Source organism: Streptomyces sp. S.PNR 29, assembly GCF_030386795.1.
Classification (GTDB): Bacteria; Actinomycetota; Actinomycetes; order Streptomycetales; family Streptomycetaceae; genus Streptomyces.
On sequence record NZ_JANUQM010000018.1, the window covers coordinates 124,197 to 138,401 of the forward strand.

General features: G+C 73.5%; 10 protein-coding genes. 9 read left to right on the plus strand and 1 reads right to left on the minus strand.

What is annotated here, in order from left to right:
* Positions 1–66 precede the first annotated feature (66 nt).
* The 8 genes from NW895_RS36730 (at position 67) to NW895_RS36765 (ending at position 12,028) form a co-directional block, all read left to right on the plus strand.
* The gene (locus NW895_RS36730) at positions 67–1,197 is read left to right on the plus strand and encodes a homoserine O-acetyltransferase (RefSeq protein WP_289941224.1); all 1,131 of its coding nucleotides are present in this window, start codon (positions 67–69) and stop codon (positions 1,195–1,197) included.
* A 55-nt stretch (positions 1,198–1,252) separates the two neighbouring features.
* A complete protein-coding gene (locus NW895_RS36735; RefSeq protein ID WP_289941225.1) occupies positions 1,253–2,587 on the plus strand; it encodes an amino acid permease in 1,335 nt (444 codons plus the stop codon).
* 58 nt (positions 2,588–2,645) lie between these two features.
* Complete coding sequence (locus NW895_RS36740; protein WP_289941226.1) at positions 2,646–3,950, plus strand: homoserine dehydrogenase; 1,305 nt, start codon at positions 2,646–2,648, stop codon at positions 3,948–3,950.
* A 356-nt stretch (positions 3,951–4,306) separates the two neighbouring features.
* A complete protein-coding gene (locus tag NW895_RS36745; protein WP_289941227.1) occupies positions 4,307–5,578 on the plus strand; it encodes an MFS transporter in 1,272 nt (423 codons plus the stop codon).
* Positions 5,579–5,624: 46 nt separating this feature from the next.
* Complete coding sequence (locus NW895_RS36750; RefSeq protein WP_289941319.1) at positions 5,625–7,724, plus strand: molybdopterin oxidoreductase family protein; 2,100 nt, start codon at positions 5,625–5,627, stop codon at positions 7,722–7,724.
* A complete protein-coding gene (locus NW895_RS36755) occupies positions 7,721–9,154 on the plus strand; it encodes an FAD-dependent oxidoreductase (RefSeq protein WP_289941232.1) in 1,434 nt (477 codons plus the stop codon). Before NW895_RS36750 ends, NW895_RS36755 begins: the two co-directional genes overlap by 4 nt.
* A 102-nt stretch (positions 9,155–9,256) precedes the next feature.
* The gene (locus NW895_RS36760) at positions 9,257–10,576 is read left to right on the plus strand and encodes an aspartate kinase (protein WP_289941234.1); all 1,320 of its coding nucleotides are present in this window, start codon (positions 9,257–9,259) and stop codon (positions 10,574–10,576) included.
* Between the two features lie 120 nt (positions 10,577–10,696).
* Complete coding sequence (locus tag NW895_RS36765) at positions 10,697–12,028, plus strand: glutamate-5-semialdehyde dehydrogenase (protein WP_289941235.1); 1,332 nt, start codon at positions 10,697–10,699, stop codon at positions 12,026–12,028.
* Positions 12,029–12,126: 98 nt separating this feature from the next.
* Here the strand turns inward: NW895_RS36765 and NW895_RS36770 are convergent, their stop codons facing one another.
* Positions 12,127–13,203, minus strand: coding sequence for a LacI family DNA-binding transcriptional regulator (locus NW895_RS36770; protein WP_289941237.1), 1,077 nt, complete (start codon positions 13,201–13,203; stop codon positions 12,127–12,129).
* Positions 13,204–13,358: 155 nt separating this feature from the next.
* Here NW895_RS36770 and NW895_RS36775 point away from each other — a divergent pair, with 155 nt between their 5' ends.
* Positions 13,359–14,165, plus strand: a complete 807-nt coding sequence (locus NW895_RS36775) for a hypothetical protein (protein ID WP_289941238.1) — start codon at positions 13,359–13,361, stop codon at positions 14,163–14,165.
* The last annotated feature ends 40 nt before the right edge of the window (positions 14,166–14,205 follow it).

Consider the following 14,205-nt stretch of genomic DNA (forward strand, 5'->3'; position numbering starts at 1 on the left):
GGACCGACGACTGATCAGGGGGAGATGGTGGAGTTCACGGGTTGGTCCGCGCCGACCAGCAGACACATGGCACTCGCGGTGCTGTTCCCGCCCGACCGCCCGCTGCGGCTGGCCTCGGGCGAGCGGCTCGGACCGGTGCAGGTGGCGTACGAGACGTACGGGCGGCTGAACGGCGCCGGGGACAACGCGGTGTTCCTCTGCCACGCCCTGACCGGTGACTCCCACCCGGCACGGCACCGCGCCGACGACACGCCGGGCTGGTGGGAGACGATGGTGGGCCCCGGCAGACCGGTGGACACCGACCGCTACTTCGTGATCTGCGCGAACGTCCTCGGCGGCTGCGCGGGCACCACCGGCCCGTGGACGGCCGGGGCCGACGGGCACCCGCACGGATGGGGGTTCCCGGACATCACCGTGGCCGACATGGTCACGGTCCACCGCGAACTCGTGTCCGCTCTGGGCGTCCGCCGGCTGCGCGCGGTCGTCGGCGGATCGCTGGGCGGCATGCAGGCCCTGGAGTGGCTGCTGCGGCACCCGGACGACGCGGACGGATTCGCGATCATCGCGGGCACCGGCCGCCAGAGCGCCGACAACCTCGCGTGGAACGCGGTCGCGCGCTACGCCATCCGCAACAGCGCCGCCCTCTCACCGGGACCTGCGGCGGAGGCGGACTCCGGCGCCGGGCTCGGTACGGCGCGGATGATCGCACACCTCACCTACCTCTCCGAGCAGTCGTTGCACCGCAAGTTCGGCCGCGCGCCGCGCCGGGAGGGGACCCGCACCCACGCCTCGACGACGGTGCAGGGCGACTTCGCCGTCGAGAGCTATCTGGAGCACCAGGCGGACAAGTTCCTGCGCCGCTTCGACCCGCGGAGCTATCTGCACCTGCTGGGCGCCATGGACCGCTTCGACGCCTTCGCCGTGCCCGACCGGCTGCGCCAGGCCGCCGTCCTGCCCGAGGTGCTGCTCTACAGCTTCGCCCACGACCGGCTCTTCGGCCCCGAGCACAGCGCGCGCATCCAGACCGAGCTCGCGGCCCGAGGGCTGGCCGCCCGGCACGAGCAGGACCGGACCACCGACATCGGCCACGACGCCTTCCTGCTGGAGGTCCCCGGCTTCCTCGACGTCGCGGACCGCTTCCTGCAAGGCCTCGACACATGTCCACGCGCGCTGTGCGACGACCTCGTGTCCAGGTGACCGACGACCACCCCCCCACAGACCCACCCGATCGACACCTGGGAGAGATGACGAGATGAGTTCGAGCCACCGCATCGGCGTGGCACAGGGAACCGCGCTGTACGTGGGCGCGGTTCTCGGCGGCGGTGTTCTCGCCCTGCCCGCACTGACGGCACGTGAAGCAGGTCCGGCCTCCCTGGTGGCCTGGGCCCTGATGGTCGCCTTCTGCATCCCGATCGCGGGCTCCTTCGCGGTGCTGGGCATGCGGTACCCCGACGGCGGCGGCGTCGCCACCTTCGCCGCCAAGGCGTTCGGCCCCCGCACCTCCGCCCCCGTGGGCTGGCTGTTCTACTTCGCCGTCCCCGTGGGCACCGCGAGCGCCGCGATCGTCGGCGGGTCCTACGTGGCCGACGCGCTGGGCGGCGGCTACCTCATGTCCCTCGCCGTCGCGGCGGCCCTGCTCTTCGCCGCGTACGTCAGCAACTGGATGGGCCTGAGGCTGTCCGGCGGGCTGCAGCTGCTGCTCGTCGGGATGCTCGCCGCGCTGATGGCCGTCGCCATCATGGTCGCGGCGCCGGACTCGCGCGCGGAGAACTTCACGCCGTTCGCGCCCCACGGCTGGATGGCCGTCGGGCACGCCGCGACGCTGCTGTTCTTCGCGTTCTCCGGGTGGGAGGCGGTCTCCCACCTGGGCGGCGAGTTCTCCAACCCGCGCCGCCAGCTGCCCATCGTCACCGGCCTGACCATCGCCGTCGTCGCCGTGCTGTACCTGGGCGTGGCCACCACCTCGATGGCGGTGCTCGGCTCCGACCCCGAGCGTGGCTCGGTACCGCTGACCCTGCTGCTGGAGCGCGGCATCGGCGACTCCGCCCGCGCCGTGACCGCCGTCGCCGCCGCGCTGCTGACGTTCGCCACCGTCAACGCCTACATCGCCGGCGGCTCCCGGCTCGGTGCGGCGCTCGGCCGCGACGGCGACCTGCCCCGCTGGCTGGGCAAGGGCAACGGCGCGGGGGAGATCCCCAAGCCCAGCCTGGTCGTGCTCGCGTCGCTGACCGCGGTGCTGCTGACCAGCGCGGCCGTCCTGGACATCCGGCTCGACCCGATCATGACCGCTGCCTCGGCCTGCTTCGTCGCCGTGTACGTCGCCGGACTCTCGGCCGCGGCCAAGCTGCTGCGCGGCAGCCCCTGGGGCCGTCTCGGCGCCGTCGTCTCGCTCGTCGCGGTGCTGGTCGTCTTCCTCTTCTTCGGCTGGTACCTGCTGCTCCCGGTCTCCCTGGTCATCGGCGCCAAGATCTTCCAGCGCGTGACGGCCGGACGGTCCGGGCCGGCCGGTACGGGCCAGGACACCGCGGACAGCGGCGCGCCGGCCGCCGAGGACAGCCGTACGGCCGAAGCGCCGATCGTCTCCTGAGCGGCGCCCGCCGCCCGGGAGAGCCGTCTCGCACAGCAATCACCAACAGGGGGAACGTATGAAACGCGCAGCGGATGCGGTGCGCATAGCTCTGCTCGGGCACGGCAACGTCGGTGCCGAGACCGCTCGCGCGCTGAGCGGGCGCGCCGAGGAACTGGCCGCCAGGGTCGGCGCTCCGGTCCAGCTCGCCGGCGTCGCCGTACGCGGTCCACGGTCCCTGCCCGGCATCGACGACGCGCTGGTCACCACGGACGCGGAAGCCCTCGTGACCCGGGGGGACATCGACGTGGTCGTCGAGCTGATCGGCGGCGTGGAGCCGGCCCGTACCCTGGTCGCCGCGGCCATGGAGGCCGGGGCGTCCGTGGTCACCGCCAACAAGGCGCTCATCGCGAGCGAGGGCGTCGACCTGCACCGCATCGCCCGCAAGCAGGGCGTCGGCCTCGCCTACGAGGCCGCCGTGGCGGGCGCCGTACCGCTGCTGCGTCCGCTGAACCAGTCCCTGGTCGGCGACCGGGTGCGGCGGGTGACGGGCATCGTCAACGGCACGACGAACTACATCCTGGATCGCATGTCGGCCTCCGGGGGCACCTTCCAGGGCGCCCTGCACGAGGCCCAGCGGCTCGGCTACGCGGAGGCGGACCCCACCGCCGACGTCACGGGCGCGGACGCCGCCGCCAAGATGGCGATCCTGGCGCGGCTCGCCTTCGACGCCGAAGTGCCCGTCGGGGACGTCCACTACGAGGGGATCACCCACATCGGGCCGGGTGACATCGCGCACGCCGCGGCCAACGGGTGCGTGATCAAACTCGTGGGGGTCTGCGACCGCACGCCGGACGGGGTCAGCGCCCGGGTCCACCCCATGCTGATCCCGCTGGAGCACCCCCTGGCCGGTGTACGCGGCGTGTACAACGGCATCCTCGTGGAGGCGGAGGCCGCCGGTGAGCTGATGTTCCACGGTCACGGGGCGGGCGGGCTCGCCACCTCCAGCGCCGTTCTCGGCGACATCGTGGAGCTCAGCCGCGACCGGGTGGCGGGCCGGGTCGCCCCGCCCGCCGGGTTCTCCCGCATCCTGCCGCTCAGGCCGATGGCCGAGGTGGCCAACCAGCACCACCTCAGCATGCTCGTCACCGACGAGTCCGGCGTCCTGTCGCAGGTCTGCGCGGTCTTCGCGCAGCACGGGGTGTCGCTGGAGACCGTCCGGCAGGAGGGCCTGGGCGCGGAGGCGCAGCTCGTGGTCGCCACGCACCAGGCCACGGACGCCGCGCTCGCCGAGGTGATCGCACAGCTCAAGACCCTGCCCACCGTGCGCGGCATCACGCGCAGCATCCGCATCCTGCAGACCCGGAAGGAGCCGGTCGGGTGAGCCCCGCGCCGCACACCGCGTCGGCCCTCCCGGAGGGGGCCGCCCCGGCGGGCGACACGGCGGATCCGTCGGTTGACCGGGTCGCGTCCGTGGGTGACTTGGCGGGTTCGTCCGGCGATCGGGCCGCGTCTGCGGGGGACTTGGCCGGTTCCCCGGTCGGCTCGGCCGCGGAGCCGGGTGGTCCGGTCGTCCCGGCGGCCGGCTTGGCCGGTGCGTTGGCTGATCGGGCTGGGCCGGGGGCTGATTCGGCCGGTGCGTCGGCTGATCGGTCCGCCCTGTCCCGCCTCTTCAAGGCCCGCTGGATCGAGCACTGGGAGCCCGGTGATCCGGCGTTCTGGAGGAGCACCGGGCAGCGGGTGGCCCGGCGCAACCTGGTCTGGTCCGTGGCCTGCGAGCACCTGGGATTCACGGTCTGGACGCTGTGGAGCGTCGTCGCCGTGGAACTCACCGACCGCTCCTTCACCGCGGACCAGCTCTTCTGGCTGGTCGCGCTGCCGAGCCTGGTCGGCGCCGTGCTGCGGATCCCGTACACCTTCGCCCCCGCCCGGTACGGCGGCCGCAACTGGACCGTCGTCAGCACCCTGCTGCTCCTCGTCCCGGCGATCCTGCTCGCGGTCGCCGTCTCCGACCCCGGCACGCCGTACTGGTTCTTCCTGCTGTGCGCGGCGACGGCGGGGCTCGGCGGAGGCAACTTCGCCTCCAGCATGGCCAACATCACGCACTTCTACCCCGACTCCAAGCAGGGCGCCGCCCTCGGCCTGAACGCCGCCGGAGGCAACGTCGGCGTCAGTTCCGTGCAGCTCGTGGTCCCGCTCGTCATCGCCGCGGCGGGGCTCACCGCGGCGGGGCTGATGTGGGTCCCGCTCATCGTCCTGGCCGCGCTCGGTGCGCTGCTCCGCATGGACAACCTGCGGACCGCCCACGCCTCGCCCGCCCGGCAGTTCGCCGCGGTCAGGTCGGGAAACACCTGGCTCGTCGCCGTCCTCTACATCGGCACCTTCGGCTCGTTCGTCGGCTTCTCCACCGCGCTGCCGCTGCTGCTCACCGTGGAGTTCCCCGGCTCGGCCGCCGTGTCCTACGCCTTCCTCGGCGCCCTCGTCGGCGCGTGCGTCCGGCCGCTCGGCGGCGTGCTGGCCGACCGCTACGGCGGCGCCCTCGTCACCCTGGTCAACTTCCTGCTCATGGGGGCGGCTTCGGTGGGCGCCCGGGCGGCTCTCGAGGCGCACGCGCACACCGGTTTCCTGCTCTCCTTCCTGCTGCTGTTCCTCACCGCGGGCATCGGCAACGGCTCCACGTACCGGATGATCCCCGCGCTGTTCGTCTCCCGCGCCCTGCGCGCCGTCCCGCAGACGGACGCCCTCGCCCGGCGCACCGCCCGTGCCGAGGGGCGCAGCCTGGCCGCCGCCGCGCTCGGGCTGGTCTCCGCGATCGGTGCGCTCGGCGGATTCCTCGTCAACCGCGCGCTGGGCGTCTCCATCGACGGCACCGGCGACTCGGGGGCGGCCCTGTTCGCCTTCGCCGGCTACTACGCGCTGTGCACCGCCCTCACCTGGGCCTGCTGCCTACGGCGCGGCGACCGCGGCGACCGCGGCGACCGCGGCGACGAGGAGCGAACCGACGATGCGTGAGACGACGCGTGGAACGACGAGCGGGACGACGAGCGGGACGACCCTCATGGACCAGGGCACGGCCACGCACTGCCCGTACTGCGCCCTGCAGTGCGGCATGTGGCTGCGCCCCGACGCCTCGGGCCGCGTCACGGTCGCCCCGCGCGACGTCCCCGGCAGCGGCGGCGGGCTGTGCCGCAAGGGCTGGACCGCGACCGACCTGCTGACCTCCGGGCGCCGGCTCACCACGCCCCTGGTCCGGCGCGGTCCCGGCCGGCCGCTGGAGGAGGCCGGCTGGGAGGAGGCCCTGGACCGGGTGGCGGCCGGGATCGAGGAGATCCAGCGGGCCTCCGGCCGGGACGCCGTCGCGGTGTTCGGCGGCGGCGGGCTGACCAACGAGAAGGCCTACCTGCTGGGCAAGTTCGCGAGGGTCGCGCTCGGCACCGCGAACATCGACTACAACGGCCGTTTCTGCATGTCCTCGGCCGCCGCGGCCGGCCTGCGCGCCTTCGGCCTCGACCGGGGCCTGCCCTTCCCGCTCACCGACGTGGGCCGGGCCCGGGCGGTGCTGCTGGCCGGCGCCAACCCGGCGGAGACCATGCCGCCCTTCGTACGGCACCTGGACGCCCAGCGGGCGGCCGGCGGCTCCCTGATCGTCGTGGACCCCCGCCGCACCGCCACCGCCGCCCGGGCCACCCTGCACCTGCGCCCCGTACCCGGCACGGACCTGGCCCTGGCCAACGGCCTGCTGCACATCGCGGTCGCGGAGGGGCTCGTCGACGAGCGCTACGTCGCCGAACGCACCCGGGGCTTCCCCGCCGTGCGCGAGGCCGTCGCCACCTACTGGCCGGAACACGTCGAGCGCATCACGGGCGTCCCGGTCACCGACCAGTACCGGGCCGTACGTCTCCTCGCCGAGGCGCCCCGGGCGCTCGTCCTCACCGCGCGCGGGGCCGAGCAGCACAGCAACGGCACGGACACCGTCAGCGCGTTCGTCAACCTGGCGCTGGCCCTCGGACTGCCGGGCCGGGAGGGTTCCGGATACGGCTGTCTGACCGGGCAGGGCAACGGCCAGGGCGGACGGGAGCACGGGCAGAAGGCGGACCAGCTGCCGGGTTACCGGCGCATCGACGACCCGGGGGCCCGCGCCCACGTCGCCCGCGTCTGGGACGTACCGGCCGACTCGCTGCCGGGCCCCGGCGTCAGCGCGCACGAACTGATCGGCTCCCTGGGCACCCCGGGCGGCCCGCGCGGCCTGCTGGTCTTCGGCAGCAACCCCGTGGTCTCCGCCCCCAACGCGAACCTGGCCGAGCGGCGGCTGCGCGGCCTGGACCTGCTGGTGGTGTCGGACCCGGTGCTCAGCGAGACCGCGGAGCTCGCCGATGTCGTCCTGCCCTCGGCCCAGTGGGCGGAGGAGGACGGCACGATGACCAACCTGGAGGGCCGCGTCATCCGCAGACGCCGCGCCCTCCCGGCGCCCCCCGGTGTCCGCACCGACCTGTGGATCATCACCGAGCTGAGCCGCCGGCTCGGCCGGCCCACCGGCTTCTCCGCCGAGCCGGCGGAGGTCTTCGAGGAGCTCCGCCGCGCCTCGGCCGACGGTCCCGCGGACTACTCGGGCATCAGCTACGAGCGCATCGACGACGAGGGCGGGGTGTTCTGGCCGAGCCCGGCGGCCGCCGCCGGGCAGGACGCCTGTGACGACGGCGCGGGCACCCCCCGCATGTTCCTCGACGCCTTCGCGCACCCCGACGGCAAGGCCCGCTTCGTCGCCGTGCAGCACCGGCCGGCGGCGGAGGAGCCCGACGCACGCTACCCCCTGCACCTGACCACCGGACGGATCATGCAGCACTACCAGAGCGGTGCCCAGACCCGTCGCATCCCCGCGCTGACCGCCGAGGCGAGCGGACCGTACGTGGAGATCCACCCGGATCTCGCGGCCCGGCACGGCATCGCGGCGGGCGACCGGGTACGGCTGGTGAGCCGTCGCGGGACGGCCGAGGCGGACGCCAGGATCACCGCGGCGGTCCCGCCGGACACCCTGTTCATGCCGTTCCACTGGGGCGGCGCGGGCCGCGCCAACTCGCTGGTGGGCGACGCCCTCGACCCCGTGTCCCGGATGCCGGAGTTCAAGGTCTCCGCCGTACGACTGGAGCGAGTGGCATGACGCACGTCGTGGTCATCGGCAACGGCATGGCCGGCCACCGCGTGGCGGCCGAGACGCACCGCCGGGGCACCGGGGTGCGCGTCACCGTCGTCGGCGGCGAGCCGCGCCCCGCGTACAACCGGGTCCTGCTGACCAACCTGCTGGCGGGACGGGCCACCGAGGAGAGCATCGACCTGCCCGGTCTCCCGCCGGAGATCTCCGTGCGTACCGGCCGGACGGCCCTCGCGGTGGACCCCTCCCGGCGGACGGTGACCCTGGACGACGGTGACGTCCTCCGCTACGACCGGCTGGTCCTCGCCACCGGCAGCCTGCCCTTCGTGCCGCCCGTGAAGCGGCTGGCCCGCGACGACGGACGGCTGCTGCCGGGAGTCGTGCCCTTCCGCACCCTCGACGACTGCCGGCAGATCATGCGGCTCGCCGGCACGGGGGCCCGCGCGCTCGTCCTGGGCGGCGGCCTGCTCGGCATCGAGGCCGCGCGGGGTCTCGCCCAGCGCGGCCTGGACGTGCAGATCCTGCACGTGGCCCCGCACCTGATGGAGCGCCAGCTCGACGGCCCCGGCGGGCGGATGCTGGCCGCGTCCCTGGCGGAGCTGGGCATCCGTGCCCTCACCGGCATCGATGTGGTGGCTGCGACGGGCGGTGACCGGTTCACGGGAGTGCAGCTCGCCGACGGCCGGACCGTCCCGGGCGACCTCCTGGTGGTGGCGTGCGGCACCCGGCCCGACACCGCGCTGGCGCGCTCCGCGGGCCTCGACACCGGCAGAGGAGTGCTGGTGGACGCGTGGATGCGGACGAGTGACCCGTCCGTGTACGCGGTCGGAGACTGCGCCGAGCACGCGGGAACCGTCTCCGGCCTGGTCGCCGCCGCCTGGGAGCAGGCCCGCATCGTGGCCGACGCGCTGACCGGCGCCGCGGACGCGGTGCCGTACCAGGGCGCCGCGGCGGTCACGCGCCTGAAGGCGGCGGGCATCGACCTCGCGGCGATGGGCGACCCGTACGCCGGGAGCCACGCCGGCGCCGACGCCGAGGGCGCGTCCGGGGACGCCGTCGAGGTCATCGGGTACACCGACACCCGCCGGGGCGTCTACCAGCGGATCCTGCTCAGGGACGACCGCATCGCCGGGGCGGTCCTGCTCGGCGACACTTCGACCGCCGGCCGCGTCACCCGGCTCTTCGACCGTCAGGAGCCCGTGCCCCGGGACCGGCGCCTGCTGCTGTTTCCCGAACTCGCCGACGGCGGGCCCGGAAAGAGCCCGGAGTCACTGCCGGACGACGCCGTCGTCTGCCAGTGCAACGGCGTCACCAAGGGCGCACTGCTGCGGTGCCGCGCCGACGGCGCGTCCGACCTGGCCGCCGTCGCGGAACGGACCAGGGCCACCACGGGGTGCGGAGGCTGCACCTCGCTGGTGGAGGAACTGCTCGACCGCTAACACCTCTCGACCATCAGCACCTCTCGACCATCAGCACGTCGGACCCCGAACCCCCTCGGACACCCTGCGGGCCAGTCCCGCAGGCAGGAGAAAGGACAACGAATGGCGCTCGTCGTGCAGAAGTACGGCGGCTCCTCGGTGGCCGACCCGCAGAGCGTCAAGCGGGTCGCCGGACGCGTGGTGGCGGCCCGGGAGGCCGGACACGACGTCGTCGTGGTGGTGTCGGCCATGGGCGACACCACGGACGAGCTGCTCGACCTGGCGGACCAGATCAGCACCGGCCCCAACGGCCGGGAGCTGGACATGCTGCTCACCGCCGGCGAACGCATCTCCATGGCGCTGCTCGCCATGGCCGTCGCCGAACTCGGCCACCACGCGACCTCGTTCACCGGATCGCAGGCGGGCCTCATCACGGACGCCGCCCACGGCCGGGCGAGGATCGTCGACGTGGTGCCCGCCCGGCTCCGTGCCGCGCTCGACGCCGGGTCGGTCGTCATCGTGGCCGGTTTCCAGGGGATCGCGCAGGACACGCAGGACGTGACGACCCTGGGCCGCGGTGGCTCGGACACCACCGCCGTCGCGCTGGCCGCGGCCCTCGGCGCCGACCTGTGCGAGATCTACACCGACGTCGACGGCGTCTTCACCGCCGACCCGCGGATCGTGCCGGCCGCGCGTCTCATCCCCGCCGTCCGCTACGACGAGATGCTCGAACTCGCCGCGCACGGCGCCAAGATCCTGCACTCGCGCTGCGTGGAGTACGCCAAGCGCTACCGGGTTCCGCTGCGGGTGCGGTCCTCGTTCGCGGACGACGCCACCGGCGATCTCACCGCCGGACGCCGCACGGACATCATCGCCGACACCTCCGGTCCGACCGACACAGAGAGAGCGACGGAAACCGCCATGGAAGACCCCATCATCTCCGGGATCGCACACGACCGCAGCCAGGCGAAGATCACCATCGTGGGCATCCCGGACAAGACCGGCGCGGCCGCCACGGTGTTCACCGCGCTCGCCGAAGCCGGCTGCGACCTCGACATGATCGTGCAGAACGTGTCGGCCGAGGCGACGGGTTGCACGGACATCTCCTTCACGCTGTCGACGGCGGCGGCGCCGGCCGCGCTGCGCGCCCTCCAGGAGATCGAGGACCGCATCGGCTACCTCGGCCTGCGTCACGACGACCGCATCGGAAAGCTCTCCGTGGTCGGCGCGGGGATGCGCTCGCACCCCGGGGTGTCGGCCACGCTCTTCGCGGCGCTGGCCGAGACCGGGGTCAACATCCAGATGATCTCCACCTCGGAGATCCGTATCTCGGTCGTCGTGCACGTCGAGGACCTGGAGTCCGCGGTCGCCGTCGCGCACACCGCCTTCGGCCTGGACAGCGAACATGTCGAGGCCGTGGTCTACGCGGGCACGGGCCGGTGACCGCGCACCGGCCGGTGACCCCGTACGGGCCGACGTACGCGTACGGTCCGCTGAACCGTACGCCCCGGTGGGCGCGTACGAGCCGATGAACCTGTACCGACCGATGGGACGAACGAGCCGATGAGCACCCCTTCTTGTACCTCCCTGGCATCCGGCACCGTCCGTGAGGCCGCCCTCGCCGCCCGCTCCGCCGCGACACGGCTCGCCACCACCACCGGAGCCGAGCGCGACGCGGCCCTCACGGCGATCGCCGGGCGGCTGACCGCCCGCGCCCCGCAGATCCTGGCCGCGAACGAGAAGGACCTGGCGTCCGCCCGTTCGGCCGGACAGCCGGAGGCGGTGATCGACCGGCTGCGACTCGGGGAGCCGCAGATCGAGTCCCTGGCGGCCATGGTGCGCGATGTCGCCGACCGGCCCGACCCGCTCGGCGAGGTGACCAGCGGGTCGGTCATGCCGAGCGGTCTGGAGGTACGGCAGATCCGTACGCCCCTCGGTGTCGTCGGCATGATCTACGAGGGCCGTCCCAATGTGACCGTCGACGCCGCGGTGATGTGCCTCAAGACCGGCAACGCGGCCCTGCTGCGCGGCTCGTCGACCGCCCGGCAGACCAACGCCGCGCTGGTCGACGTGATGCGGGAAGCCCTGGCGGGCACCACGCTGTCGCCGGACGCCGTCCAGCTGGTGCCCGGCACCACCCATGCCTCCGTGCACGAACTCATGTCCCTCACCGGCCTGATCGACGTGCTGATCCCGCGCGGCGGCCGGCAGCTCATCCAGACCACGGTGCGCCACTCGGCGGTCCCGGTGATCGAGACGGGCGTGGGCAACTGCCATGTCTACGTGGACGAGCACGCCGACGTCGACATGGCGCTGGACATCCTGCTGAACGCCAAGACACAGCGCCCGTCGGTCTGCAACGCCGCCGAGTCGCTCCTGGTGCACGCCGCCGTCGCCCCCGCGTTCCTGCCGCGCGCCCTCGCGGCCCTGGCGGAGCGGAACGTGACCGTGCACGGCGACGCCAGGGTGCGCGCCCACGACGCGTCGGTGGTGCCCGCGACGGACGAGGACTGGGGGTGCGAGTACCTCTCCCTGGACATCGCCGCCGCCGTCGTCGACTCGCTGGACGCCGCCGTGGACCACATCCGGCTGCACGGCAGCGGCCACACGGAGGCGATCGTCACCGACTCGCAGGCCGCCGCCCGCAGGTTCGTCGCCGCGCTGGACACCGCGGTGGTGGCCGTCAACGCCTCCACCCGGCTGGTCGACGGCGCGGAGCTGGGGCTCGGGACCGAACTCGGCATCTCCACCCAGAAGTTGCACGCGCGCGGCCCGATGGGCCTGACCGCGCTGACCACCACCAAGTACGTCCTGACGGGCGACGGCCACATCCGCGGCACCACCCCCACCGCCCCGGGCCTGAGCTGCGACGCCCTGGGCGCCCCCCGCTCCTGAACCCGCGCACCCCCGGGCACGCGGGCCGACCGGACGGTACGGACGTCCTCCGTGCCGCCCGGGCGTCCGCGTCGCGGGCCGACCGGACGGCACGGCCGTCAGCCGGTGAGGCCGGCGCCGTCGGCTTCGGACGGCCGGCGCGGCTCGTGTCCGGCCTGCCGTCCCACGGTGCTCTCCCGCACGACGAGCCGGTGGGGTGCCCGGATCTCCAGGCCCGGTACCGGCGTCGCACTGCCGATCCGGTTGAGCAGCCGTTCGACCGCGGTCTCGGCGATCATCCTCTTGTCCGGCGAGATCGTCGTGACGGACGGGTTGGAGTACCGGCCGTCCTCGATGTCGTCGTAGCCGATGACGGCGACGTCCTCGGGCACCCGCAGCCCGCGCGAGGCCAGCGTGCGCATGGCGCCCAGGGCCACCAGGTCGCTGTAGCAGAAGACGGCGTCCGGCGGCTGCTCCAGGTCCAGCAGATGGGCCATGGCCTCGGCGCCGTCGGAGCGGTTGAAGCGCGGCGTGGAGATGACGAGCTCCTCGTGGACGGGCAGCCCGGCCCGCTCGTGGGCCAGCCGGAAGCCGCGGGTGCGCAGCTGGGCCGCCTCGCCGGTGCGGTAGGGCTGGTCGCCGATCGCGGCGACGCGGCGCCGGCCGAGGCCGAGCAGGTGCTCGGTGGCCTCCATGGAGGCGGTGACGTCGTCGATGCCGACATGGTCGAAGGTGCCGTCGCTGACCCGCTCGCCGAGGATGACGAGCGGCAGGCTCGTGTCGCGCACGGACAGGTCGGACTGGGACAGGCCGAGCGGGCTGAAGATGACGCCGTCGAAGAGCAGGCTGGTGGAGCCCCGGGTGAGGAACAGCTTCTCGTGCTCGGCGTCCCCGTCGGTCTGGTCGATCAGGACGTTGTAGCCCTGGACGCGGGCCGCGCGGATGACGCCCTGCAGCAGTTCCGCGAAGTACGGCGTGTCCAGGTAGGGCACGACCACCGCGATCTGCCCGGAGCGGCCGGCGGCGAGGTTGCGGGCCAGCACGTTCGGCCGGTAACCCAGCTCGTCCACGGCCTTCTGCACGCGGGCCCGGGTCTCCTCGGAGACCCGCGCGTACCCGTTGACGACGTTGGACACGGTCCGGCTGGAGACGCCCGCGCGCGCCGCTACGTCGCGAAGTGTGACGCCTCTGCCCATGGGACACCTTTGCTCGTCGTGGAGGTGTGCAGTAGGTGAAGTTTCTACCAGGACCCAGGTTCCCGGCGAGCTGTGGCAACGTGCGCGCCAAATGCCCCAAAGCATTGGCAAAAGGGCCTGGGAAAGGGGCGGCCGACCGTGTCATCGTGCGGCTCATGACCACCGAGCACCTCCGTGACGACCTCGACGCCCGCCCTCGCGGTCCGCTGCGCACGATGGCGAACAAGGTGCCGGAGGTGACGGTCTACTTCTGGATCGTCAAGGTGCTGACCACCGGCATGGGGGAGACGGCGTCCGACCTCCTGGCCCGTGAACTCGGCCCCGTCCCGGCGGTCGCCCTCGGCGGTCTCGCCCTGGTGGCCGCCCTGGCCGTCCAGCTCACTCTGCGCCGGTACGCGGCCTGGGCCTACTGGACCGCCGTCGTCATGGTCAGCGTGTTCGGCACGATGGCCGCGGATGTACTGCACGTGGGCCTCGGCGTCCCGTACCAGGTCTCGGCCCCCGCCTTCCTGCTCGTCCTGGCCGCGGTCTTCGTCCTCTGGTACGCGAGCGAGCGCACCCTCTCCGTCCACGGCGTCCGCACCCGCCGGCGGGAGGCGTTCTACTGGGCCGCGGTTCTCGCCACGTTCGCGCTCGGCACCGCCGCGGGCGACCTCACCGCCACGGCCGGCCTGGAGTATCTCGGCTCCGTCGTCCTGTTCGCGGCCGCGATCTGCGTCCCCGCCCTCGCCCACCGCTTCGGCGGCCTGGACGCGGTCGCCGCCTTCTGGTCCGCGTACGTCGTCACCCGCCCCCTCGGCGCCTCCCTCGCCGACTGGATGGCGGTCGACCACGCCCGCGGTGGTCTGGCCATGGGTTTGGAGCCGGTCACTTTCGCCTGGGCGCTCGCGATCGTGGGGTTCATCGCGTACGGCGCCATGGCCCAACACGATTTGAACACATCGCTGTTGCAATCTCGTTAACCGGTGCCGCTTGACGTCGCAGGCCGCCCCCGCGTTGGCT

Coding starts and splice junctions, on each gene's coding strand:
- NW895_RS36730 (WP_289941224.1), top strand. CDS start 67: ATGGCACTCGCGGTGCTGTTCCCGCCCGACCGCCCGCTGCGGCTGGCC.
- NW895_RS36735 (WP_289941225.1), top strand. CDS start 1,253: ATGAGTTCGAGCCACCGCATCGGCGTGGCACAGGGAACCGCGCTGTAC.
- NW895_RS36740 (WP_289941226.1), top strand. CDS start 2,646: ATGAAACGCGCAGCGGATGCGGTGCGCATAGCTCTGCTCGGGCACGGC.
- NW895_RS36750 (WP_289941319.1), top strand. CDS start 5,625: ATGGACCAGGGCACGGCCACGCACTGCCCGTACTGCGCCCTGCAGTGC.
- NW895_RS36755 (WP_289941232.1), top strand. CDS start 7,721: ATGACGCACGTCGTGGTCATCGGCAACGGCATGGCCGGCCACCGCGTG.
- NW895_RS36760 (WP_289941234.1), top strand. CDS start 9,257: ATGGCGCTCGTCGTGCAGAAGTACGGCGGCTCCTCGGTGGCCGACCCG.
- NW895_RS36765 (WP_289941235.1), top strand. CDS start 10,697: ATGAGCACCCCTTCTTGTACCTCCCTGGCATCCGGCACCGTCCGTGAG.
- NW895_RS36770 (WP_289941237.1), bottom strand. CDS start 13,203: ATGGGCAGAGGCGTCACACTTCGCGACGTAGCGGCGCGCGCGGGCGTC.
- NW895_RS36775 (WP_289941238.1), top strand. CDS start 13,359: ATGACCACCGAGCACCTCCGTGACGACCTCGACGCCCGCCCTCGCGGT.